The sequence below is a fragment of the Paenibacillus helianthi genome (genome assembly GCF_001909055.1).
Taxonomy (GTDB): Bacteria; Bacillota; Bacilli; order Paenibacillales; family Paenibacillaceae; genus Paenibacillus_AQ; species Paenibacillus_AQ helianthi.
In genome coordinates this window covers 1-26,017 of record NZ_LVWI01000042.1, presented here as the reverse complement: position 1 = coordinate 26,017, position 26,017 = coordinate 1, and the positions used below count along the sequence as shown (strand labels likewise).

Below are 26,017 nucleotides of genomic sequence, written 5' to 3'. Positions count from 1 at the left end.
TGAAAGAGGAGGTACTTTGGAGTGCAGCAGAAATGGCAACGTTGGAACATCGCTTCACGGAAGTGGTTGTGGATAATAGTGGTGATTGGTGTGCTTGCCGCATTGCCTGTCGTCTATGATCGTCTGCAGACGGAGAAATCTTCCAAGACTGTTGAATTTGTTTTTGATTATCGTGACTTAGTGGAAGTGGCCAGCTACCGGGCGAATCCGCAGGACTACATTTCCCAGCAGCTTGACCGTTTGAAGGCTGCCGGAGTAGGCAGTATGGCTATTTACGAGAACACGCTGGAAGATTACCGCAAAGCCCGCCGGGTGATGATATGGGGAGCGGCAGATATTGCCAACCTCATGAACACCGTGATTCCGGAGAATGAGAACTATACATATGTCCTCTTTACCAGCCCGGAGAACAGTGAAACCCTTGCACCTATCATCCGTGATGGTTTTAGCGGCATGGATATAGCTACTGAGGATTGGAGCTTCCGCGGGCAACATGGACTTATTATCAAAACCCCGCTGGAGGATGCTACATTAAAGCCGTTGCAACCAGACCCTTTTACTCTGGAGATGCTGCATGACAAAGGGTTTAATATCGTACCTCGGCTTGTGGATTCCCTGCCATACAATGAGGCTGCTGTCACCAAACTGCTGGATCGATACCAGGAGCTCGGTGTCAAACGTCTGCTTTTTGAAGGCGAGTCTGTTAAAGGATTTAACGATGATGCTGATTTGAAGAGTATTACTGCGTTTGCTGATCTTCTTAAAGATCGGGGAATGGGGATTGCTGCTATTGAGAATATCAAAGCACAGCAAAAAGGCTTCAATAAACTAGCGTATCTGCTGGATTACAATGTAACCCGTCTGTACTCGCTCAGTGAAGGGGATTCGGCCCTTTCTCCGGAAACGATTGCCGACCGCTTTGCACTTGCCACAAAGGACCGGAACATCCGTATGATTTACCTCAATACGATTCCATCGCGTGACACCTCCAAAGCGCAGATTAAAGACACTTTGGATAATCTCATTACAAGCCTCAGTGAGCCTGGAGGCGCAGTGGAAAAAATCAAGAGCAACGGATTCACTTTGGGACAAGCCACTGCCTTTGATGTTGTGGATTCCTCTTTCCAGCGGTATTTCAAATTGGTTGCTGTGATAGGTGCATTGGCGATGGTAGCTCTTTTGGTCTCTTATTTTATACCATGGCTTACGTTGCCTGCTTGGGCCCTTGGTCTTGTGGGGAGCGCCGGGCTTATGCTTCTGAAACCGGAATTGTTCGAACAGGCTTTAGCGCTTGCAGTAGCGATTAGCGCACCGACTGTCGCAACCATACTGGCGATACGTAAAATTAATGAAATGGGCCCTCCGCTTAGGACTAATCCATTGACTTTTGTGGTTATGACACCGCAGCGCCGCCTAACCCACAGTCTGGTACTCTATATCAAAACTGCTTTGATCTCCCTGAGTGCCGTGCCGTTTGTCATCGCGCTGCTGAACAATATCACCTATAGTCTCGTGCTCAACCAGTTCCGTGGTGTCAGTCTGCTGCATCTGGCGCCAATTGCGCTGATTGCTGTATATGTGCTGCTGTATCGTGGAGAATTCGTTCTGAGCAAGACCGGTAAGCTTCTGCGGACGCCGATTACCTTAGCTTGGGTGATAGCTGCCGGTGTGCTTGGAATTATGGGAATGTACTATCTGAGCCGGACCGGAAATAACGGCAATGTAAGCTCTCTGGAAATGTCTTTCCGTAACTTCCTTGAGAATGCAGTCGGGGTCCGTCCGCGCAACAAGGAATTCCTGCTCGCTCATCCGCTGTTTATCCTTGGGGCTTTTATGGCCTATAAATACCGGAATGCCGCTTTTATCATGATCATTGCTGTTATCGGCCAGCTCTCCATGGTTGATACCTTTGCCCATATTCACTCTCCAGTTCTGATTTCACTGGTTCGTGGACTTCTGGGACTTGGACTGGGCCTGATTATTGGTCTGATCGCAGTAGGGGTATGGCAGCTTGTAGAAGGGTGTTGGAAACGATGGTCGCCGCTCCTCAGAAAATAATCATCTCGGGGTATTACGGTTTCCGAAACAGTGGAGATGAAGCGGTGCTGCAGTCTATCCTTATTGCACTGCAGAAGCATTCCCTGGCGACGGGGATAGTTCTCGACCCTGTTGTACTATCGATAGATCCCGAATGGACAACAGCGGCCTATGGTGTAAAGTCCGTACACCGCATGAAGCTGGGAGAGGTGCGAAGCGCCATTGCCGGAAGTGCAGGATTGATTAGCGGGGGAGGCAGCCTGCTGCAGGATGTGACCGGGAGCAAGACTATCCCATATTACCTTGGTATTATCAAGCTGGCTCAATGGATGGGCAAACCGACCTTTATTTATGCTCAGGGAATTGGCCCGGTCAACCGTAAGCTCTTTCACCCGTTAATCAAATCGGTTTTCCGCAAATGCAGCTATATCTCTGTACGGGATGAGCAGTCGCGTGAGTTGCTGCAGTCCATGGGATTAGACTGGAATAAGATAGAAGTGGTTCCTGACCCGGTGATGGGCTTAAGCCTTCCCGAAGATCAAGTACCAAGCAGCAAAGGAGCTCTTTCACCGCCGGCAGTTCAGACTGTTGGAATTTCGGTACGCTTCTGGGAACAATCGCGCGGGGAACTGGATGCTATCACTGAGGGGTTGCTGAAGGCCTGCAAGCAGACTCCGCTTCATCTTAGGTTTCTGCCTTTCCACCATTCATCTGATAATGAGGCATCACGGTATATCATGCAGAAGCTGGAGAATGAAATCTCCCAGTATGGTGGAGTGGTCAGTATCTGTGAGGATGCACTGCATCCACAGCAAATGCTGCGGGAGGTAGGGGAATGTGATGTTCTAATCGGAATGCGGCTGCACAGCTTGATTTATGCTGCAGGCAGACGGGTGCCTCTCATTGGCATATCGTATGATCCGAAGATTGATCATTTTCTGGAACGGGTTGGTTGCCAGCCTATTGGAACGACGTCTTCACTGGATAGCGGCAAGCTGGCTGCGGAAGTGCTACAGCTTTTATCAGCAACGGATGAGTGGAAGCTTAATCGTGAGCCGCTTATTGCTTCACTAGTGCAGGAGGCAGAGGCGCCAGCCCGGCAAATTGTTGAATATTTCCGCCGTAAAGGGTGAGTGATACATGAAAGCAGACAGTGTGATCCCCACGGTGCCGATTTATGGTATCCGGGTATCCAAAATTGATATGAAAGCCACTGTTTCCTATTTAACCGATGCCGTCCAAAAACGTGAGCCGCATCAGGTCATTACAGCCAATCCAATCATGGTAATGATGGCATTGGAGAATCCGGCGTATATGGAAATTATGAAATCAGCCGAACTGGTGGTTCCCGATGGAACAGGTGTCGTGTGGGCTGCGGAATACTGCAAACAGCCCGTAGCTGAGCGCGTAGCAGGGTTTGATCTGTTACATGAATTGCTGCACCGAGGAGAAAGCTACAATTGGAAGGTATATCTGTTGGGTTCTACACCCGAGGTGATTCGCGAGACGGCCTCCCGGTTACAAACTCAGTATCCTGGTATCATCATCGCGGGCTATCACGACGGCTTTTTCGGTCCCGATGCGGATGAGGAGATTATTAGTGGAATCGTCAAAGCTCAGCCTGACCTGCTTTTTGTCGCCAGAGGAGCAGATAGTCAGGAGCCCTGGATCGCCAAATACAAAACCCGGCTGAACATCCCGGTCATGATGGGTGTCGGCGGAAGCTTTGATGTGATCTCCGGCAAGAGCCGCAGGGCGCCAAAAGCCTTCCAAAAACTTCGTGCGGAGTGGTTATATCGACTTCTTAAGGAGCCAACCCGCTACAAAAGAATGCTTGCGCTGCCGAAATTCGCAGTAAAAGTGCTACGTGAGAAAGATAAAGTGACAAAAGTCTAGAGAAATGCGGTTATTTAGTGCAAAAATCCGTTCAACAGCCTAAAAACGGAATTGGAATTTGTTTTACGTTCAGCGTATAATTCAATGCGGTAGAGAAATGGAGGTCGACTGGTCAAATGTTAATCATATACATCGCCGGATTCATTGTGTGCATGGGACTTGCACTGCTTTTGACACCACTGGTGAAGAAATTCGCAATTAAGATTGGTGCCACGGATGTGCCGAATGCCCGTAAAGTGCATACTAAGATCATGCCCCGCCTCGGTGGACTAGGTATTTTTCTGGCGTTTGTGTTAGGTCTGCTTGCCGTATTACCGCTTATTCCTTATGATTTTACTCCGCGGGAGGTAAGTTTCATCAAAGCGCTGCTCTCGGGCGGCGGACTGATCGTTCTTATCGGTGCACTGGATGACCGGTTCGAGCTTTCGGCAAAGGTGAAACTGTTAGGCCAGATAGCCGCAGCGTGCATCGTTGTTTTTGGATTTGGGATTACCGTTGATTTCGTAAACATTCCATTTAATAATACGTATTCCTCGCTGGAAAGCTGGATTGCCATTCCGCTGACCATTTTCTGGATCGTCGGGGTAACGAACGCCGTTAACCTGATCGATGGGTTGGACGGGCTTGCTGCCGGGGTTTCCGGTATCGCGATCGCTACTATTGCTGTCATGGCGTTTTTGATGGGCAATACGATGGTTGCACTGCTTTGCCTGCTCCTGCTGGGCAGTATTTTGGGTTTCTTGTTCTTTAACTTTCATCCTGCCAAAATTTTTATGGGTGATACAGGCTCACTGTTCCTGGGCTTCTGCCTGGCGCTTCTTGCCTTGCTGGGATTCAAACAGATTGCAGTTGTTTCCTTTATTACACCACTGTTGATCATCGGAGTTCCGCTGTCGGATACGTTTTTTGCAATCGTCCGCCGGAAGCTGCAGAAGAAGCCGATCTTCGCTCCGGACAAAGGTCATTTGCATCACTGCCTGCGCGAGCTCGGCTTCAGCCACAGACAGACAGTATTGATTATATATGGGATTGCCGCATTCTTTGGGGTACTGGCTGTGATCCAAACATCTGCGTCCCTATATGAAGCCAACTGGGTAACCTTCGTCGTAATTTGCGTGATGCTCTTCTTCCTGCAGATCGGCGCGGAGATCACGGGTGTCATCAGCAAGACCAAACGTCCTTTAATTGACTTCCTGCTAAGAATGCGAATGAAGGTCAGTCCGGAGCGCGGTTCCAAGTCATAAAGGCATTAAATACGGAAATATGCAATTATATTCCTTTAATTTACAAAGCTCATCCTTTTTAGGATGAGCTTTTTTATTGTATTCCTAAAAAATTCTGCCACTATAACCGATAAAGAACAAAGTGAAGGATATCGAGAACATATACTCAAAGGAGAGATATAACACATGTTACGCTTTAAGAGACCATTCGTTTGGCTGCTGCTCGCGGCTCTAATCGTTTCCATGTTTCCAGGCAAATACACGCCGCAAGCAGCGGCAGCAACTACTGCGACCACGACCTACTTCAGTCCGGATGATCTCACGCTGCGGAATACAGCAAAACTTGACCAGACAGCTGCCGCTGGTTCTTTGACTGAAATTACCAGGAATACAGTATATAAGACAAGCACCCCTAACTTCTCCATTACGGGTACCTATGCACAGGTAACAGCTTCCACTATGAAAGTTACTGTGCAACAGATGACGCAGAGTGGGGGGAAGTGGGTTACCGATGATACGCATACCACTACTGGTGCGGTAACTACAGACACATTAAACCCTGATAACCGGTTCATTGCAAGTGGCCTCACCCTTTTCACAGGATATAATAAAGTCACTTTCTCAGGGATGCAGGGCTCGTTGACACGCTCCGAATCGTTTTATGTTCTCTATGATAAGGTCCCTTACATTTCTTCTCTCCAAGTGCTTGGAGGAGGACCTACGGCCATTAATTTAAATGAAGGTACAAAGGTTGTTGTACCTAACCAGCAGATTACGCTGCAAGGTAATGTGACGAACGCGACCAAGGTAGGCGTATCCCTCAATGGGGGTTCTTCACTGCAAACCTCACTTCTTGAGGATGGAACCTTCTTTACACCAGCTCTTACTTTGAAATCCGGAGAGAATACGCTGGACATTGTTGTGCAGAATGCAGCCGACTCGATTTCAATTAAACGTTCGGTGTATTACTTTGACACTAATAAGCCTTTTACCGATTTACTAATCACTCACGGAGATTCAACGCTGGCCACACCCGTTTATAAAGCTTATAATATTTTGGATAACATCCCTACCCTAACCGCTCAAGATACCACAGCCAAGATTATGGGTCAGGTACTTTTGCCGTACAATGCTAGCACCAAGTCTTTTGAAGCGGATCATGAAGTGAAGATTAATGATCAGATCGTTCCAATCGACGTACTGGATTCCTATACGGTTGCCGCAGACGGTACATTTAGTACAAAGCCGAGTGCATCACCACAGAAAGAAATCATTATCCCGGCTCCGGATGGCGTGACACCTCAATATCGCCTGATCACATTCCAGACTACAAACCCATTCACGATTACTGCGGGAACTTCTAACGTAATCGTTGGTATTAAGTACGGAACTTACACTACATCGGTCAAAGAAACCTATAAGTTCTTGTCGGGCGAGAATGTCATTACAGATATGTACTATCTTTCAGGGTATAAGGAAAGTACAGGTACCATTGATGCTACAACCTTATCAAAGCTTCCTTTAAACGGCGCTGAAGTTGAAACGCCTGACTTTTTCATTATGGTGAAGTCAAGCGCAGCACCTTCAACTTTACTGGGTTCTTACCTCCCCTTGGGTGCATCGTTGAAGCTAGTGCTACAGTCTAACCTTACTAACCTGGGTACTAATGAGGCTGTCTATAAAGTCGTTGGCTTCTCCAACGGACAGCAGAAGGTGAAATTTCAATTTTCAGGTTCGCAATCCTTCTATAATGCAGATATTGCTTATGTTTCTAAGAACTATATTTATGTAGCTAACTTAAATGATGGTCAGACCTATACATTTAGTTCGGCTAGCAATGCAAACACTATGTTGGTATCAGGTGAATATATCGGGTTCGAAAATATCAGCAATGCTCAATTTTTCGTCAACGGAACTTCAAATGACAAACTTGTTCCAGCGCTTCAGTCTACTGATAAATTCGATCCGAAGAGTGACCCGAAATTCTCATTTGTATTGAACATTGCAGCTGCGGGACCACTTGTATATGGAGAGAATAAAATTGTATTCACCGGGACATCCATGGACAATGTGGGGAATAAGAGGGAAATACGCAAAGAACTGAAAATCTATATTGTAGATACCAATGTTTCTAACCTGTCGCAATTCCACCCTAAGCTACCTAATGGGAGAGCTGTGCTCAGCCATACGGATATAAAGGACTATACGGATAAAGAGCTTAACGATATTCTTGGTTTGACTTCTGAGTTCATCTATAAGGACGAAAAGTATGTTACAAGTCAAACCAGCTACGATTTGGTACTCAGAGGTGGAGCGGCGACCAAACTTAACCTGTACCAAGGTTCTGAGTTGTTCCTTTCCCTGGATAATACTATCTTAGGTACATCCTCAGCCAAAGCAGGTCCAACAAATTTCACTTATAGAGGAAAGACTTATTACTATGATTTTGTAGGTAGCAGCAAGGATTTCATTCTCCGGATCATGGACATTCCGGCAGAAACCGCGGGAAGCATTGTATATAACCTGGAATTAATCAATGAAACTGGTGCCCGCACGAATCAACGTATGGAAGTGGAACGCGAAGTTTCTCCATACCGTATTTTGTCTCCAGTAGAAACGGTCGGAAAACAGATCGTCGTCAATAAAAACTTTGTCCGTTTTGATATTGAAGCTGAAGGGGCAACTAAGGTTTTAGTTGATAAGTTTGTAGCTGTTCCACGCACAGATTTGCCGAACAGATTTACGCTGGATTATGTAGGTTTGAAGCCAGATAAGGCTACTACAATTAAAATTCAGATTGTCCGTGCTGCGGCAACCATTAATGATACAATCACTGTCTATTACGCTAGTGCCGTTCAAGTAGACACGCAATTTATGGCTGAAAAGGTTGCTGCTAAGTATAGTGTGTTTAACAAAGGACTGGAGCTTTCGTTTCCAAAGGGCACACTAATGAAAGGCAACACCAGTTCCGGTGCAGCAAAGTACTATCCTGATACCAAGCTGTTATTCGGAATTGCAGATCCGGTAGACGGTGTGGTTGAACGTAAAAATGATTATGGTAATACGATCAACGTAGATGCAGATGCACGTACCCCAGGAGGCCAAAGCACATTGCTGATTCCTTCCGATTTGGTTTTGCGTTTTAACTCTACAGTAGAAACCAATAACTTTTCCCGGGTTTCCGACATTTACTGGATCAGCGGAGGTCTTGGAGAAAAGGGAACTAAGGGCACTGCACTCTATAAACCGGCTACAAATGGTATTGCGCCATACTCGGTGGAAGGTAACTTCACACAAATTGAAGCCGAACGAAAAATTGTTCCTACACAGCGTGGAGATCTGACCCTGACATTTAGTCCTAATATTGTGGATGAAGTTGGGTCAACAATAACAGTGTACCGTTATACGGATTCGGGACAATGGGAAAACATTGGCGGTGAGGTCGATACGAAGAAACATACGATCACCGTGCCTTTTGATCAGTTCGGATATTATACAGTAATGAAACTCCGTCGTGGATATACAGACATCACGAATCATCCATGGGCAAGAAACCTTTTGAATGGGCTATACTCCAAAGGAATTATGAAAAATCTTAGATTCGACCAATTTGGAGCGGATGATACGACTACGCGTGGTGAATTTGCCACCTTGCTGGTAAAAGGGTTGAATATCCCTCTTAGCTACAATAACAGCCAGCAAACCTTCTTTGATATTGTGCCGGAGGCAGTTTCGACAACATGGGACTTCAAACATATTGAGACCGCGGCCAGAGCAGGGATCGTAACAGGCTTAAGTGATGGATTCTTCGGCCCGGATCAGCCGCTAACAAGAGAACAGGCCGCAGTAATGATTGCAAGAGCCTTGAAGCTTAAAATGGCCCTCAACGATGCCAAGCTGCTGACCACCCTTACCAAATCATTTGTAGATTCGGGAAGTATGGATTTTTACTCCAGACCAGCCATTGACGCGGTGTCGAAAGCTAAAATCATGGAAGGCAGTGCAGTGACGATTACGGGTCAAACCAAACCGGTATATAATTTCAATCCGAAGGGCAAGCTGACAAGAGCGGAAGCCGGAAAGATTGCTGTGGCACTCTTTCAGAAGAGCACAAGCATCTTCCCAAAAACCTTCAATTAATGTAGGAATAGAACGACAGGTCCGCGAAAACTGTTCGCGGGCCTGTTCTTTTGTAATGGAAAATATCTGCCATCGACATTAACTTTGTAATCTGTATCGTTTTACGTTACAATAACTTAGAAAATAATATTTTCTGAAAGGTGAAAGCCATCGATGAAACCGATTTTATCAAAAGCACAGCTAGACTACATGAAAGCAAAGAATGCGTTTGAGAATAGAGCAAAAGTTATGGAAAAGGAAATTGCCGCAAAACGTGCATTGCAGGAGATAACGCAAGAGGTTATGGAAGAGCTTGTACAGGCTACAGGATTCCATGACGCATATAATGATCTTGTCTCTGCAGAGAATGCTCTAATTGAATGGTCGCATACTACGATCAAACATGAGAAGACCTACCGCGAAAATCGCGGGGCAATTGATGCAATGTACGAGAACGTAAACGCCAGCCCTGAGAAACGTCAGGAATTGATTCAACTATCAATGAAGATTCGTTAGACTATAGCTATAGAGAAAGCGCCTAGAAGGGCGCTTTTTGTTTGCTCTTATTATCAAAGAACGGTTTGAAATAGGATAATTATGTTTATTTACTTAACAAATATTGCTTAATGACGTTTTAAAAGTCTCTATGCTATACTGAGTCCCGTAGCCCCCCCATCATTAACAATAGTTAGTAGAACATACATAATGTATCTTCTAATGGAAAAATGCCGGGTCACAGTCCTTAAAAAAATATTTTGAACAAAGCGCAACTTTTCTGAATCTTCTGCGTTTAAGGTGTAGAGTCATTTACCCACGGCATTTGCAATATCGGAGAGCATAGCCGATTGGAAAAATTAGCTTTACGTGACTTGAGGCACATTGTATAATACTTAGGTAGAATTAGGAATCTAGTATTACTCTGTCTTCAACCTGTTTACAAGTTTCTGTGATACCCGTCACAGACATTATTTATACTTAATATGCTCAACTCGGGAAAGGGGGTGCATCGGCTAATGAGTGACATGAGCTACCCAACTAAAGAAAAATCTCAGTTCATGAACGTCCAAGGAGGAGAAAAAAAGGTTATGAAGAAAATTTTATCCGTAGCATTATCTACAGCAATGGCATTCTCGATGTTTGCCTCTGTAGCGTTTGGTGAAACTGCAACTGCAACAACTCCACAAGCAAAATTTGATGCTTTAGCAGCTAAGGGTGTCCTTAACGGATATCCAGACGGTAAAGCTCATCTTGAAAAAGATCTGACTCGTGCTGAGTTTGCTAAGATCGTTACTAAATTGTTCGGTCTTACTGAAGTAACTGGCAAACTGTCTTACAAAGACAAAGGTTACACAGCAAGTAACTGGGCAGTTCCTTACATCGAAGCAGCTTCTGCAGCTAAATTGATGCAAGGTAAAGATACTGTTAAAGGTATCTTCGACTACAATGGTAAAGTAACAGTTGAAGAAGTAGCGGCCGTATTGTTCCGCGCTCTGAAACTTGAAACTCCAGCTACAACTGATAACTCCGCATCTGCATGGGCTAAGGGCTATGCTCAAGCAGTTATCAACGCAGGACTGGTTGCTCAAGGTACTAACTTCAAAGCTAACGCTACTCGCTCTTTGGTAGTAGAAGCAGCTTATGCAGTTGACACTATGACTAAAGCTCCAGCAATCAAAACTGTAGAAGTTTTGGATGCTTCAACTTTGAGCGTAACATTTGTTGACGGCAAAACTGCCGAAATCAAATTGGCTACAGCTCTTGTGGCTGACAAAGCAACTGAAGTGAGTTTCACTTACAACGGTTACTCCTACAAGTACACAGTTACACTGACTGCTCCACAAGTTAAAACTGTAACTGTTCTGAATGCTAAGCAAATTCAAGTAGTATTCAACAGAACTGTGGATGAAACTTCCGCAGAAACAGTAACTAACTATACTTACCAAACTAATGCAATGTCTAAAGCTCAGGCTATTCCTGCTAAAGGAACAAACGGAACTGACATTGAATTGGGCGCTGATAAGAGAACTGTAACAATCACAACTCCAGCTGCTTTGAATTCGAGCCTTGGTGGAATCACTGCCGGAACTCCATTCAAATTCACTGTTACTGGCGTAAAAGATACATCTGCTGCAACAGTTGCTGATTACACTGCAACTTTGACTTCCAGTGATTCCGTAGCTCCAGTACTTACTGCTGCTAGTGCAACAGCTAAGACAACTACAAACGTTGTTACTCTTACCTTCTCCGAACCGGTTGATCCAACTGGCGCAATCGTATATGTAGGTGGCACAGCTGCAAAATCCGAAGCTGGTTCCACTCCTACAACAATTAAAGTAACAACTGGTCAAACTCTGACTGCTGGTAAATCCTATGAAATCAGCGCTTTGAACTTCAAAGATTTCGCTGGCAACTTCTTGGCTCCAAACCCAACTGCTTTGTCTGTGGCTGTGTCCTCTGACGTAGTAGCTCCGGTAGTTCAAAGTGTAACAGCAACACGCGATAACTTGATCAAAGTTGTATTTGACAAGAATGTTGCAGCTCCAATTACTGGTGCAGTTAAACTTCTTGATGGTAACGGAAACCCTGTAACAGTATTGAACTCCAAACCTGATGGAAAAAATCTTAATGTTGAACTTGGAACTGTACCTTTCAACTCTGCCGGTACTTTCACTGGTACATTGATCCTTACAGACGCAATCCAAGATACTTTGGGTAATGCTAAAACAACTACAAGTCATGCTGTTACGTTGACTAAGGACGTAATTGCTCCTGTGGTTCAATCCGCATCTTATGACACTAGCAAAATCGCTACTGGCGAAATTGTTGTTAAGTTCAGTGAAGATGTTACAGCTTCCGGTAGCGCTAGTGCATTCAGCTTGATCAATGCTAATGGTGTGGTAGTTAATAGCCCTACACTTGTGTCAGCTATTGGTGACGCAAATGATTCCACACAATTGCGTGTTACTACAAGTACAGCTCTGACTTCCGGTACTTACACTCTGCGTGTAAACAATGGCGTTGCTAAGGATAAATCCACTCAAACAAACAGTAACGGTGCAGCTGTTCTGAGCTTTACTGTGGGTGCTTCTTCCGATAGCGGCAAACCAGAAGTAGCAACTACTGCAACTCCAGTACCAGCTGCAAATCGTTTGGCTGGTAACCAAATTAAGATCACCATGAAAGACAACATCGGTCTTGATCTGGTATCTGTTCAAAACGTAAGCAATTACTTGCTCAATGGTAAAGCACTTCCATCCGGAGCTTATGTAACAGTTGTGTTGGATTCTGGTGTTTCTGAAAGTGCAGCAACTGGTATTACTGCAGTTATCAACTTGCCAGCTGGCTCTATCGCATCCACTGAAGGTTACACACTGAATGTCACTAATGTTAAAGACAAAGCTGGAAATATCGCTAATGCGGTTGCTGTTTCCGGTCTGGGTCTAAACGATGATGTATCACCAGTTATGAATTCTGCAACAATCTCCAGCAATGGTTTGGTTGTTCTTGGATTCAGTGAAAATGTATCTACAGTAACGGCTGGAACTTACGATGACTTCGAATTCGTAATCAATAACGTAACTGTAGCTGGATCCAATGTTCAAAACATTGCTACATTTGCACCAGGTACTGGTACTGATGCAGGTAAATATGTAGTTACCTTCAAACAACTGGTTGACGCTACTGGTCAATTGTTCCTAGATGTTGATGGTAGTGGTACTTACACTGCTGGTGATATCCTGATTCAAACTGCTTCCACTGCTTCTAATGGAACGTTTGATGTGAACAAGGTTGCAACATTAACTGTTAGAGTTTCCAATGCGGCTAATACTGTAACTGACGTTGTTAAATCACCAAGTCCATTCGCTAACCCAATCACTACTGGCACAAGCATCACAGTGAAATAATATTTCACTTAAGCTTTACATTAAGGCAGAGAGCAGTGATGCTCTCTGCCTTTTTATTTAGTTATTTTTATCAGAATGAGAAAGGGCTGAACTATAGACGTATGAATAAACTAACAAAAATTTCTGCGCTTACTGCAGTTCTAGGTATCACTCTTGTCGCAGGATCCATTATGAATCCTTTTGCCGAAGGAGCAAGTGTAGGCTCGCAGCCAGGAACAGCCGATGATCCGGTTGTAACCAAAAGTTATGTGGACCAGCAAATTCAGAAAGCACTTCAGGGTGGTGGAACTGCTACTCAAGCACCAGTGGCAACAGCTACCCCCGCAACAACTGCCGCACCAAGCAAAACTCCTACCCCTGGACCATCAAGCACACCGGCCCAGATTGCCTCAACTGCGTATGTTATTGTCGATGTGAAGCCAGGTCAAACCCTGATTGCAGGAGCAGGTGCCGAGTTTATTGTACGTGCCGGTAAGGCAGTAATTACTACGCAAGACAGCAATGGCGTCGGTGACCTGACCGACGGAGTAGATCTTGCCAATGGAACTGCAGCTCCGACAAACCACTTGCTATCTTTTCCACGTGAAGGCCGGGGGATAACTGTCCAAGACGGTCAAACGTTGGGTCTGGTTGTCATGGTTCGCGGCACATATACGTTAAAATAACCAATACTGAATACACGTATTTTTGAAATTGCATTTGTTGGAATATGGGTCTTATATGTTTCACGCAATAAATGATTTTATATTTCTCGCTGAACGGATACTGTAAAGGACGGCGAAGCCGTTTCGGCTTACTTACCAGATAGGATACCCTAAAGATGGCTTGATCATACTCTCGGAACGGATTGCCATGACTGACAAACATTGAAATGACTCGGGATTATGGATCAAGCGCACAATACTTCCTGTATTCTTAACAATCATCAGGAGGTGCTTGATTATGGCACGTGCTAATCGTACAGTGGTACCCGAAAGCCGGGCAATGCTCAAACAAATGCAATACGAAATTGCTTCTGAGTTTGGTTTATATGGTGCTCCTTCTAGCGGGGGAGCAGATACTGAATTTGCCTCTGAACTTGGTGTAACCGGTGGTTCCATAGGGTATGGATATTCTTATCTGGGACATCTTACTTCCCGAGACAATGGATCTGTTGGTGGAGAAATTACCAAGAGGCTTGTGAAGCAGGCTGAGCAGTCTCTTTTTAAATAAGAATGGCTTGAATTGACACCATCCGGCAAATAAGATAATATGACTTTTGAGGAAAGCCATAACCTTTTCCAATCGGAAAAGGTTCATTTTTTGAACTTATTCAACAAAAACTATGATTATTGAGTCGAGGGTATTAAGTAATGCTAGACGGAAGTGGACAGGCTGGTCCAATTCTATTTTTTATGAGATATTTAGTCTGGTATTCACGAAAAATCTCTTTATACAGTGTCAAATAAACAATATGGGAGGTTGTTGTATTGTCTATTAAAGGACGTCATTTGTTTACTTCAGAGTCTGTAACCGAGGGACATCCGGATAAAATCTGCGATCAGATCTCCGATGCGGTCCTCGATGCTTTTTTGGCTAATGATCCTAATGCCCGTGTGGCTTGTGAAGTTGCTGTTGCAACAGGTCTGGTATTGGTCATTGGTGAGATCAGCACCAAATCGGAATATGTGGATATCCCGGCAATTGTTCGCAATACCATCAAGGAAATTGGCTATACGCGTGCGAAATTCGGTTTTGACTATAATACATGTGCCGTTTTGAGCTCATTAAATGAACAGTCAGCAGACATTGCCCAAGGGGTCAATGCTGCACTGGAGAACCGGGACCCTGCACAGGTTGCTGAGGAAACTGCAAATATTGGTGCCGGCGATCAAGGACTGATGTTTGGTTTTGCTACCAATGAAACTCCTGAATTAATGCCGCTGCCCATTGCATTGTCTCACCGTATTGCCCGCCGCTTGTCTGAGGTCCGTAAGGATGGTACCTTGGAGTATTTGCGTCCCGACGGCAAAACACAGGTAACCATTGAATACGACAATGATAGACCGGTTCGAGTGGACACCATAGTAGTCTCTACACAGCATGCGGAAGAAATCTCGCTTGAACAGATTCAGGCTGATATTAAGGAATATGTGATTCTGCCCGTAGTTCCGGCTGAGCTGCTTGATGAAAACACGAAGTACTTTATTAATCCGACAGGACGTTTTGTCATTGGTGGTCCACAAGGCGATGCAGGTCTGACCGGACGTAAGATTATCGTCGACACCTATGGCGGTTATGCCCGTCATGGCGGTGGTGCGTTCTCAGGGAAGGATCCGACGAAAGTTGACCGTTCTGCGGCTTATGCAGCCCGTTACGTGGCTAAGAATCTGGTTGCTGCCGGCTTGGCTGACAAATGTGAGATTCAATTGGCTTATGCCATTGGGGTAGCTAATCCTGTCTCGATTAATGTGGATACATACGGAACAGGTAAAATCAGTGAAGAAAAGCTTGCCGAGCTGATTAGCAGCAATTTTGATCTTCGTCCAGCCGGAATCATTTCAATGCTGGATCTGCGTAAGCCTATCTATAGACAAACCGCAGCGTATGGCCATTTTGGACGTACGGATATTGACCTTCCATGGGAACGGGTAGACAAAGCCCAAATGCTGAAGACTCAGGCAGGACTATAAGATACAGGTGATTTTCACAACACTGGGCATGCATATTGCTCTGATATAACGAGTTTCTTCCTTATTATATGCTCGCCCGCAGGACAGCGCTTTGATCATTAGAGCCAGCTGCTGCGGGCTTTTTTGTGCGCCTGGAAATGTAATGGTTTGTATTCCCCTCTATCCCATCCTGGAAGTCTTCTAAACTTTGGAAGCCTTGTAGCCGAAATATAAGAATATATGTAAAAACGAATGTATGGCTTGAGAGGAGTCTATCACCACATGAAAAGAAAAGTTACCATATGGGCAGCACTCATTCTGGCAGGGGAATTACTCTTGGGGACGGTCTCTCCTTCACTAGGACTTGGGACATCGCCGGTATTCGCCGCAAGTGAGTTCGGGTTGTCTGCAACTTCACCTGCTGCAGGGGAGACCAACATCAACATAGGCTCCTCGATTAAACTGAGTTTTGACCATGTAGTGACTCCGCAGAGCGGAGATATCACAATTACCCAGGCAGGTACACCTTTTGCTACTATTCCCGTAGGGAGTCTCGGATTGGTCGGAACCTCTAATTACTTTGAAATCAAATGGGGGCCTAATAAGCCGCTTGAAGCCAACAAAAGCTATAATGTATCACTTCCGAGGGGGTTATTTAAAGATAGCTCGGGAGCGGAATCATCGGCGACAAACTGGACATTCACCACTTCTCCTGAAGTTAGTGCCGCCGTGTCTATTACTGAATTCTCACCAGTGAACAACTCACGGCCTGATTCTACAACACTGAACCAGTTAAACTTTAAGCTCAACAAGAAGCTGCAAAAAGGCGGAGGGTCCGCAAAGCTCATCTCTTCAGCCGACAATACACTTATTCAGGAGTTCAAATTCAGAGACGGAGAACCCTATGTAAATGTGCAAAGCGATGGCACTACCACTAATGTAAGTATGACCTTGGCCAGTAGACTGACGCCAGGCGGTACTTATTATGTACTGATCGACAACTATGCACTCAAAGATGACGATAACCGCACCTTTTCCGGGATATCCAGCGGCAGCGTATGGAGCTTTACGGCCAAAAGCAATGGAGTAGGGGGAACCGTTTCACCTGCCGGAGGTTCTACTGGTATTCATCCTGCAAGTGATATCCAACTGAATTTTGACCGGCCGATGATGCCCAATACAGGCGCAATCTCATTGACACCCGTTAACAACAGTGCAGGAAGTATAAAATATTTTAATGTCAATTCTACAGCGGTTACAGGAGGTGGTACGCGAACCATCACAGTAGATGCGGCCTCGCCTGCGAACATGTTGCTGGAGAAAACCATGTATACCGTTTCTGTGCCGCAAGGAGCCTTTTATGATCAGGACGGCAATTTATTCCCTGCTTCCGGGCCACTTACATGGAGCTATACCACAAGTGAGATCACGGGGTTTGGTATCGAGTCGCTTACTCCAGTAGACCGCAGCGAAGCTGTAGGACTTAACCCAACTATCAAAATTACATTTAACAGGAATGTTGTACAGAACAATGCGGTGGCAAATCCGGTAACCCTTTATAAGGGGGATGGTACAAAACTGAATTCAAACCTATCTCCAGGTGCTACGGCCAAAGAGTTTATCGTAACCCCAGCCGCGGCATTTGAGAATAATACGACGTACTACTTGGATATTGCCAATGGCGCTTTTGTGGATGCTAACAATAGTCAGGTTATCTATGGCGGACTAAGCGGCAAAAATGCCTGGAGCTTTCAGACTTATTCGCTGGACAAGACAGCTCCCGTGCTCGCGCTTGCACAACTGGATAATACCCGCACCATCCGTTTGAAATATGATGAAATACTAAAAACTGATGCGTCGCTGCTGCCTTCAAGCTTTGTCGTGATTGTTAACGATGAGAAGCGTGCGATTGATGGCATCTCCATTCAGGGAGACAGTATCTACATCACGCTCAGTACAGGAGTTGCTGTAGGCCAGGTTATCAAGATCAGCTATACAGGGGGACTTCGGACCATTCAGGATTTGAGCGGGAATGTTGCCAGTACCTTCTCCCAGCGTCAGGTTACCAATGGAGTCCAATCCGCTTTAACGACTCTGAAAGACGGAATACTTACCGAAAAAACTGTTTTGCTAAATTTTAATGATACTCTAAAAGCAGCCAATTCTAATGCTTACAGCCAGTTCAATGTTTATGCAGATGGCTCTTCTCTTGGGGTGAACACGATTACCTCCAGTGGGGCAACGGTTTACTTGAGCTTGAATAATGCAGCGACAAATACCCAGATTATCCGTGTGTCTTATTCTGCGGGCTCTTATCCGGTGCAGGATATGAATGGACAGAATGTAGCGAATTTCAGTGATGTCTATATCCGCAATAGTGGGGACACGGTTGCACCAGCATTTCAGAGTGCGACCGGTTCAGGCAACAAAATTGTACTGACCTATAACGAGGGATTATCTTCAACCAGTCTTCCAATGAACAGCCAGTTTTCCGTTCTGGTAGGCAGTACACCGAACTACGTTACGGGCGTGGATGTTAGTGGAGCGCAAGTCACATTAAAGCTGCAGAGTGCGTTGGCAGTGAATCAGCCGACTACAGTCTCGTACGTACCAGGAACAACAGGAATCAGCGATCTGAACGGCAACCGTGCGCCATATCTTAACCTTCAGCCGGTGAACGTTTCGGGTACAAGCGGTACTACAGTCCCTAATATCAGTTCAGCAACCATTACAGGGGACGAGCTGACTTTGACCTTCAGCAAAACCATGCAGGCCTCTTCAACACTGAACGCAAATCAATTTGCTGTAAGATTTGACGGCAGCAGTATTGGTGTGCAGAGCTATTACATGTCCGGCAATACACTCAAATTGGTACTGTCCAGCGTGGCAAAGACCGGTCAAGCGGTGGATGTATCCTATATGTCTAGTTCAGGTACTATCTCGGATCAAAGTGGGACTACCTTATCTTCCTTTAGCGCACTTACGGTACAAAATCTGACGGGGATTACAGGAAATGCCTCAATAGCAGGCAGCCCCTCTTATCTGGGGATCTTGGCAGCCAGTGAGTTTGGAAAAGAATATCCTTTGCTCAAAAGTGACTCCTCTACAACGGTAGATGACCGTTCAGTGTACAGCCAATCTGCAAAAAGATATAACCTGACCGCTGACCGCCTAAAGGCCAGTTATGATTTTGTATACAAACTCGGCAGTTCCGCAGTGGCTTTTGAGGTTCCTTCAACGGAATCGTCAGCCTATGTGAGTGTACCACTCAAACCTCTGCTGGATGCAGTGAACCGTGACAGCAAGGCGGTATTTCTGGTCCGTTATGGTGACCATCTATACAGTCTTGGGCTAAATAACGTGAATATGAACAGTCTTGCCGCGACATTGATTGCCGACAGCAACAATATCTCACTTGTTTTGCGGCTGGAGAAGGTCCCTGCCGGCACCTTTACACCATTTGAGCAAAAGCTACAGACACAGGGGCTTCGGACCATAACCGGACTTATGGATATCCGCCTAAGTGCTGCGGTTAACGGAAATTACACCAGCACTACTGCGTTGAGTGTACCTGCTGAATATACAGTGCGTACAACTGCTACGCTGAACGGTGACCAGACTTCGGCTGCCAGATTGGATCTTGCATACTATGATGCTACCTATCTCCCAACCAAAATCAGCGCAGCGGGCAGTTATACAGTGATCAAAGCCAGCACAACCGGCAATCAGGTAGTCGGTACATTCCTCTCGACCCGGAGTTTTTCCGACATGAGCAGTCATTGGAGCAAAGCGATCGTTTCTCAATTAGCCGCTAAGAATATTATCGACAGCAGCTATGGCAGTGCTTTTATGCCGGAGCAGAAGATTACACGGTCTGAGTTTGCTATTATGCTCAGCCGGGGACTGGGGCTGCTGGGAGACCGGGAGACGGCACAGCGCTTCAGAGATGTACAGCCTTCAACCCAGACAGGCGATTATATTGGCGCAGCCGCCAAAGCTGGGATTATTACCGGAAATACGGATGCTACGTTCCGTCCGAGTGATAATATTACACGTGAGCAAATGGCAATTATGATGATCCGGGCTATGGAGTATACCGGGCATCCGATAACCCTGAATGGAAGCTCCGCTTCCGCTTTGGCGGCATTCAAGGATCGTTCCAGCATTCAAAGTCAGGCTGCTGAATTTGTGGCTAAGGCTGTACAGCAAGGAATTATCCTGGGAATGACTACCACCAAATTTCAGCCTCAGGGTAATGCCACACGTGCCCAAGCTGCCGTTATGCTGCAACGGATGTTGACCATGGCAGGATATCTGTAAAATCAAATGAAATATACTTAAGGCCCCGCTTTTGCGGGGCTTTTTTTGCATTCTCTGTGCAGCTCCAAGAAGTAGAGGATTTAGCTTAAATCTAGCAATATTCGCAACTTTTCCTCTTAAAATCAGTCTATTAAAGGGTAGCGGGAAACTAGGAATGTGTTCCCAGCCTTTGAAAGATTCTTGATATTTAAAAAAGAGATGGGAGAGTTACGCTGAAATGAATGAAGTTTTCATGGGGAAGAAGAGTAGAGAGCAATTGCAGGAAATGAAGAAGCAGCCAGCCAAAAGGTGGATTGCGGCTTCATTGGCAGGAGTACTGTGGATCATGCCCGTCCTAGGCATTGAAGGTATGCCGCAATTTAGTTCAGGGCCGGCACCGATCGCGGAGGCAGCCTCCTCCTTTGCCGTTACCAAGCTGGGTGAAGAGGTTATTACTTCAGGCGCTATTATGATGAAATATAAATACACAACTGCCCGTTCGGGGAAAGCAGCCAGCGGTCTTGCGGATGTTATCCGCATCGATCTTAGTAATGCTTACGTATCCCTCGATGTCATGACCGGCAAGGGCGGCCATTTGACTACGCGGCAAAGCACCGGAGGCATGGCTGCGGAGACAGGGGCAGTAGCCGCGGTTAACGGAGACTATTTCAATACAGGCGGTGAAGGTGCACCCATCGGTGGGCAGGTGTCCGGTGGAGTTGTTGTATCCACACCTTCACAGCTTGACGGAATGTACGCTTTTGCTGTAACCAAAGACCGCAAACCCGTGATTGATGAGTATTCATTTGAAGGACTAGTAACCGCGGAGGACGGAGCCCAATTCCCATTGTCTGGTATCAATAAAGGTGCATACAGCCCGGAGGGCGGCAGCTCGACTTATAGTCATGCCAACGCAGCGTATATCTATACAGATGCCTGGACGGCTCTGGACCGGCCAAAGAACAGCTCGACTACACCTACCGAGGTGCTTGTAGAAAACGATATCATTACCCAGATTTCAGCGGACAAAGCTTTGCCCATGACGGTTCCAAAGGGAGCCTACATCCTGCGGACACACGGGCTGGGAGCCCAGTTCGTTAAAGCTCATCTGGTTGTAGGGCAAAAGCTGAGCAGTGTCTACACCCTACGTTCCAAAACTACGAAGCAGGAACTTGATCCAGCCAGTCTGCAGATGATGATTGGCGGGCATACCATTCTGGTGAATAACGGCCAAGCGGCAACGTTTTCCCGCTCCACCTCCAGTATCGGAGGCTATCGTGCACGAACAGCGCTGGGCTACTCACAGGATGGACGGTATGTATACGTTGTTGCAGTCGAAGACAATGCCAATAGTGCGGGGATGTCGCTGACTGAGCTGCAATCCTTTATGACAAATATCGGTGTCTGGAAAGGATTGAATCTGGACGGGGGCGGTTCTACAACCATGGTTGACCGGCCGCTTGCCGAAACCTCGACGACCCTGACCTTCAACACCGAGTATGGTACCGAGCAGCGGAGTATTGTCAACGGGGTAGGTGTGTATACCTCGGCTCCGCAAGGGGAAGTGAAAGGGATCAAAATTAGCGGCAGTTCGGCAATGCTAATCGGACAAAAGGCAAGCTATTCTTTAAAAGGCTATGATACGTACTACAATCCAATCGATGTGGCTTCGGGCAATCCTTCCTGGACTTCAAGTAACGGCAGTGTAACCATAAGCGGCGGGGAAGCTACTGCTGTCAAAGCAGGCACCGCTACATTGACAGCCGCAAGCGGGGCTGCCACTGCCTCGACCAAGGTTACGGTACTAGGTGGAGAGAACCTCTCAAGCCTAACGGTAGGAACAGCAACCGCGCCACTCACAGCCGGGGCGTCAGTGTCTGTACCTGTGACAGCTGTAGCCCAAAATGGTTCTTCGCTTACCGTTCCGCCAGCATCACTGAACTGGGAGCTGATAGGCTTTAAGGGCAGTGTGGTGGACGGCAAACTTACGGTTGATTCCGTGGACCCTGGTGTTACGACAGGATATGCTATTGCTCGTTATGACGGATTCAGCACTGCAGTTGTCTTGTCAGCAGCAACTGCAACCCCGTGGGAGGATTTTGAAAATGTTAGTTATCCTATCGCATTCACATCCAATGTGAGCAGTGTGACCGGAACTGCGGCAGTTATGGCGGGAAGCGCTGAAAAAGCGGGCTCCAAAGTGCTGTCACTCAGCTATGATATGACTGCGGGCAGCGGCAAAATGTACGCATATGCCCAGCTTAATGGAAGCAGTGGCAAAAGCATACCGGCAGCGGCAACATCGATGTCACTTGATGTAATGGGGGATATGAGCCTTAACTGGCTGCGGGCAGAAGTGGTGGATGGAAGCGGAGCTATTTCCTACATCGATCTGGCCAAAGTGATCGACTGGAACGGCTGGAAAAACCTCAATATTGATTTGTCAGGTTCCGGCATCAAGTTCCCGGCATCATTGAAGCGTCTGTATGTGGTGAATGTGGAGGAAGGCCAGGATGAACGGGCCAAGACAGGCACGGTTGCTTTTGACAATCTGTCATTCGTCATGCCTTCCCTATCGAGTGAAGCCGGACTTCCGAAGGGAACTGCTGCGATGAGCATCGGGTCCAAGTCTATTACACTAAACGGTGTGAAGAAACCGATTGATGTGGCTCCGATTGTCAAAAATGGAAGCACCTACGTGCCGATAAAGGTAGTTATGGATGCATTTGGCGGGAGTGCCTCATGGGATAAGAACACCAAAGGGATTCTGGTGCTGCGTGGGGCCAAGGCGCTTGATCTGACCGTAAACATGAAGGAATTTGTATTGAACGGTAAACGCCAAAGTGCTGAAGTAGCGCCTTTAATCCTACAAGGCAGGACTTTAGTACCGCTCAGATTAGTTTCAGAACAACTGGGATTGACCGTAAAATGGGAACAGAAAACGAAGACCGTAACTATCGAATCGTGATATGGTAATATTAAAGGAAAGCCTTTAATACGATCCGATAGAAATGGGGCAAGCATCCGTGGAATTTCAAGCCGATGCGATAGATCGCGTCATTAAGAATACCATCGACGTGATGGAGAGCAGCAAGTATCAGATATTTGAAATATTGCAGGTTGCACGGGATGAGCTTGTTGCACTCACCAAAGAACTGCAGCGGGTCATAGATGAAACGGATGAAACATTGCAAAAGGTAGACAAGCTGGAGCTGCAGTACCACCGCTCCCGTATCCGGCTGACGGAGGTCAGCCGGGACTTTGTCCGTTACTCCGAGAAGGATATCCGGATCGCGTACGAGAAAGCAACAGAGCTTCAGCTTGAGCTCATGATGACCAGAGAGAGGGAAGTCTATCTTCGGAGCAGGCGAGACGAGCTGCAGCTGCGGGTCCGCAGTGTCGAAAATTCGGTAGAGCGGGCAGAATCTATTGGTTCGCAAATGAGTGTTGTTTTGGAATATCTATCCGGGGAACTAGGACAAGTGACCAGGATTGTCGAATCTGCGAAGAACCGTCAGATGATTGGACTCAAAATAATCCTGGCTCAGGAAGAGGAACGGAAAAGAATTGCCCGGGAAATTCATGACGGTCCCGCTCAAATGCTGGCGAATCTAGTCCTAAGGACGGAAATTGTAGAAAGAATGCTGGTAAAGCAGGAATTCGGGCTGGTACAGGACGAAGTAATAGACTTGAAAGGGCAGGTAAGATACAGTCTGGAAGAAATGCGTAAGGTGATTTTTAATCTGCGTCCGATGGCGCTCGATGATTTGGGTCTGATTCCGACACTTCGAAAATACGTACATGATTATGAGGAAAAGACAAAGATCCGCACCTCCTTTGAAACGAGGGGCAAGGAGCACCGGCTGTCTTCAGCTATGGAGGCAGCCGTATACCGTCTGGTCCAGGAGGCATTGTCGAATGCGGCCAAGCATGCTTTTCCAAGCTACGTATTGGTGGAGATCACCTATCAGGCACAGCTGATCAAGATTGTCGTGAAGGATAATGGATTAGGCTTCAATGTGAAAAAAATCAGTGAACAGGCAAATCGTGAAAGTTTTGGGTTGGTCGGCATGCGTGAACGCGTGGAACTGCTCGAAGGAAGAATGGAAATACTGTCAGCTGAGAATCAGGGCACAACAATCGTAATTCACATTCCGACGAATGTGGAAAAAGGGAAGGAGTAATGTGATGGAAAACCAGAATCCTGGCAAGTCGCCCATTAAAGTTCTTTTGGCCGATGATCATCAGTTGTTTCGTGAAGGGCTTAAGCGGATTTTAAATATGGAGGAAGATATTGAGGTCATAGGGGAATGTGGTGACGGTATTCAGGTACTTGAATTCTGTAATGAAACCAAACCTGATATCGTACTGATGGACATCAATATGCCAATTGAAAATGGTGTGGAAGCCACTCAAAAACTGCGGGAAATGTTCCCGGATGTCAAAGTTATTATTTTATCGATTCACGATGATGAAAGTTATGTATTTGAAACCCTGCGCAAGGGCGCCAATGGCTATTTGCTGAAGGATATGGAGGCGGAATCGCTTATTAATGCGATCCGTTCAGTCTGTGAAGGCCATGCCTTCATTCATCCAAAGGTTACGGGCAAGCTCATCAACCAGCTGCGCCGTATGACATACCTCAATGAAACAGGAGCTATTGCTGAAACTGCGGTTAAAGAGGCTGGTGTCAAATTTGTTGCAGGCGATAATAATCCGCTGACCCGGCGTGAAGCAGAAGTGCTTCGGCTGATGGCTGAAGGCAAGAGCAACAAGATGATTGGTGAATATCTGTTTATCAGCGAAAAAACCGTCAAGAACCATGTGAGTAGCATTCTCCAAAAAATGGAAGTCGACGATCGAACACAGGCTGTTATCAATTCGATTAAATATGGGTGGGTAACCCTGTAGTGGTAGGTTAAACTTTTACATATAATGATTGTAGCTGCTCTGCTGCAGTCAAAGTATTGGTTGAGTCTGCAGCATTATTTGAAGGAAATGCAGTCTGCTCTGGGCAGTCACCGACCTTTTATCACCGGCATATATTGTCGGTATAAGAGGAGGTGTATCTCCATGGTAGCCCAGTTAATATGGATTGCGGCCATCTATGTTTTTGCGGTAGTGTTGGTTCATATGCTGAGTAAACGGGAGCAATCCCGGCAGGGCAGCCAGTCTAGCAAACGGCTTCATTACATTCTCATTACCCGTAATCATGAATATGTAGTGGAATGGTATATCAGAGCGCTGACCTTCCATTCATTACTAAGCGGAAAGATGCTGCAGGTAACCTTGATGGATGACGGATCCAGTGATGCAACGTTGGACGTAGCTACTCGGCTTGCCCAGAACGGTTCCGCCCTGGAATTTGTTCCGGCTATGCCGGTCTGCGCCTTTGAATCGGATCTAAACCTTCAATCTGGAATCGTAGTGGATTTACGGGGGACCGGACAATCGGTGCCGCTGCCTTTTCTGCAAATACCGTGGAGCAGGGGATGCAGATCAAAGCGAGGCGAATAATCATAACATATGCAAGCAAAGCAGGAAACGGGTGAAGCACACTCTTCAGAAATGGGGGAGTGTGCTTTTTTGTGTTGGCGTGCCCAGAGGCACGCATTATCTAGTTGGTGAAAGTCCAACCCAAGGAGGGACCAAGCCGCCTTTGTAGCTAGGATGCTTGCACATGGCGAAATCTGTGTGTAAAAGCGCATCGACAAAAGTACCGGTCGGAGATCGGGCGAGCAACAATCCAGGCCGCAACATGAAGTGAATCCTGCCGCGTCGTCAAAAAGGCCCTGCGAAGGGGAAAAGAGGGAGCCGAGTCTCGCGACTATAGACGAAGGCCAAGGAAACTGTATAGAACTTGGAACAACAGTGAAGAACCCTCCGG

Annotated in this window: 15 protein-coding genes; all 15 read left to right on the top strand. The window is 46.4% G+C overall.

From position 1 onward, the window contains the following. Nucleotides 1-21: 21 nt before the first annotated feature. The 15 genes from A3844_RS15420 (at nt 22) to A3844_RS15350 (ending at nt 25,647) form a co-directional block, all read left to right on the top strand. Nucleotides 22-2,058 (top strand): DUF5693 family protein, encoded by a 2,037-nt coding sequence (locus A3844_RS15420; protein WP_074107845.1) that lies wholly within the window; start codon nt 22-24, stop codon nt 2,056-2,058. Continuing rightward, entirely contained in the window at nt 2,034-3,170 is a 1,137-nt protein-coding gene (csaB, locus tag A3844_RS15415) for a polysaccharide pyruvyl transferase CsaB (RefSeq protein WP_074107844.1), read from the top strand. Before A3844_RS15420 ends, csaB begins: the two co-directional genes overlap by 25 nt. Before the next feature lie 7 nt (nt 3,171-3,177). After that, a complete protein-coding gene (locus A3844_RS15410; RefSeq protein ID WP_074107843.1) occupies nt 3,178-3,933 on the top strand; it encodes a WecB/TagA/CpsF family glycosyltransferase in 756 nt (251 codons plus the stop codon). Nucleotides 3,934-4,049: 116 nt separating this feature from the next. Then, nucleotides 4,050-5,177, top strand: coding sequence for a glycosyltransferase family 4 protein (locus A3844_RS15405; RefSeq protein WP_074087305.1), 1,128 nt, complete (start codon nt 4,050-4,052; stop codon nt 5,175-5,177). Between the two features lie 165 nt (nt 5,178-5,342). Then, a complete protein-coding gene (locus A3844_RS15400) occupies nt 5,343-9,296 on the top strand; it encodes an S-layer homology domain-containing protein (RefSeq protein ID WP_074107842.1) in 3,954 nt (1,317 codons plus the stop codon). Between the two features lie 153 nt (nt 9,297-9,449). Beyond that, nucleotides 9,450-9,791, top strand: a complete 342-nt coding sequence (locus tag A3844_RS15395; RefSeq protein ID WP_074087303.1) for a hypothetical protein — start codon at nt 9,450-9,452, stop codon at nt 9,789-9,791. Nucleotides 9,792-10,288: 497 nt separating this feature from the next. Next, entirely contained in the window at nt 10,289-13,180 is a 2,892-nt protein-coding gene (locus A3844_RS15390) for a beta strand repeat-containing protein (protein ID WP_074107841.1), read from the top strand. Between the two features lie 101 nt (nt 13,181-13,281). Beyond that, a complete protein-coding gene (locus A3844_RS15385; protein WP_074107866.1) occupies nt 13,282-13,845 on the top strand; it encodes a hypothetical protein in 564 nt (187 codons plus the stop codon). 277 nt (nt 13,846-14,122) lie between these two features. Then, nucleotides 14,123-14,392 carry an alpha/beta-type small acid-soluble spore protein gene (locus tag A3844_RS15380; RefSeq protein WP_074107840.1) on the top strand — a complete coding sequence of 90 codons (270 nt, stop codon included), beginning with the start codon at nt 14,123-14,125 and terminating at the stop codon, nt 14,390-14,392. Nucleotides 14,393-14,649: 257 nt separating this feature from the next. Then, the gene (gene metK / locus A3844_RS15375; RefSeq protein ID WP_074107839.1) at nt 14,650-15,852 is read left to right on the top strand and encodes a methionine adenosyltransferase; all 1,203 of its coding nucleotides are present in this window, start codon (nt 14,650-14,652) and stop codon (nt 15,850-15,852) included. Nucleotides 15,853-16,113: 261 nt separating this feature from the next. After that, a complete protein-coding gene (locus A3844_RS15370) occupies nt 16,114-20,151 on the top strand; it encodes an Ig-like domain-containing protein (RefSeq protein ID WP_074107838.1) in 4,038 nt (1,345 codons plus the stop codon). Nucleotides 20,152-20,368: 217 nt separating this feature from the next. Further along, nucleotides 20,369-23,098, top strand: coding sequence for a stalk domain-containing protein (locus tag A3844_RS15365; RefSeq protein ID WP_083606869.1), 2,730 nt, complete (start codon nt 20,369-20,371; stop codon nt 23,096-23,098). Between the two features lie 58 nt (nt 23,099-23,156). Then, nucleotides 23,157-24,314, top strand: a complete 1,158-nt coding sequence (locus A3844_RS15360; RefSeq protein WP_074087441.1) for a sensor histidine kinase — start codon at nt 23,157-23,159, stop codon at nt 24,312-24,314. Between the two features lie 4 nt (nt 24,315-24,318). Further along, nucleotides 24,319-25,041 (top strand): response regulator, encoded by a 723-nt coding sequence (locus tag A3844_RS15355; protein ID WP_074087298.1) that lies wholly within the window; start codon nt 24,319-24,321, stop codon nt 25,039-25,041. A gap of 162 nt (nt 25,042-25,203) precedes the next feature. After that, nucleotides 25,204-25,647: a glycosyltransferase family 2 protein gene (locus tag A3844_RS15350; protein ID WP_074107837.1), complete on the top strand. Its 444-nt coding sequence runs from the start codon at nt 25,204-25,206 to the stop codon at nt 25,645-25,647. Nucleotides 25,648-26,017: the final 370 nt, after the last annotated feature.

Bases quoted from the DNA above. Each gene is read 5' to 3' on its own strand.
- csaB (WP_074107844.1), top strand. From the start codon at position 2,034: ATGGTCGCCGCTCCTCAGAAAATAATCATCTCGGGGTATTACGGTTTC.
- A3844_RS15410 (WP_074107843.1), top strand. From the start codon at position 3,178: ATGAAAGCAGACAGTGTGATCCCCACGGTGCCGATTTATGGTATCCGG.
- A3844_RS15405 (WP_074087305.1), top strand. From the start codon at position 4,050: ATGTTAATCATATACATCGCCGGATTCATTGTGTGCATGGGACTTGCA.
- A3844_RS15400 (WP_074107842.1), top strand. From the start codon at position 5,343: ATGTTACGCTTTAAGAGACCATTCGTTTGGCTGCTGCTCGCGGCTCTA.
- A3844_RS15395 (WP_074087303.1), top strand. From the start codon at position 9,450: ATGAAACCGATTTTATCAAAAGCACAGCTAGACTACATGAAAGCAAAG.
- A3844_RS15390 (WP_074107841.1), top strand. From the start codon at position 10,289: ATGAGTGACATGAGCTACCCAACTAAAGAAAAATCTCAGTTCATGAAC.
- A3844_RS15385 (WP_074107866.1), top strand. From the start codon at position 13,282: ATGAATAAACTAACAAAAATTTCTGCGCTTACTGCAGTTCTAGGTATC.
- A3844_RS15380 (WP_074107840.1), top strand. From the start codon at position 14,123: ATGGCACGTGCTAATCGTACAGTGGTACCCGAAAGCCGGGCAATGCTC.
- A3844_RS15370 (WP_074107838.1), top strand. From the start codon at position 16,114: ATGAAAAGAAAAGTTACCATATGGGCAGCACTCATTCTGGCAGGGGAA.
- A3844_RS15365 (WP_083606869.1), top strand. From the start codon at position 20,369: ATGAATGAAGTTTTCATGGGGAAGAAGAGTAGAGAGCAATTGCAGGAA.
- A3844_RS15355 (WP_074087298.1), top strand. From the start codon at position 24,319: ATGGAAAACCAGAATCCTGGCAAGTCGCCCATTAAAGTTCTTTTGGCC.
- A3844_RS15350 (WP_074107837.1), top strand. From the start codon at position 25,204: ATGGTAGCCCAGTTAATATGGATTGCGGCCATCTATGTTTTTGCGGTA.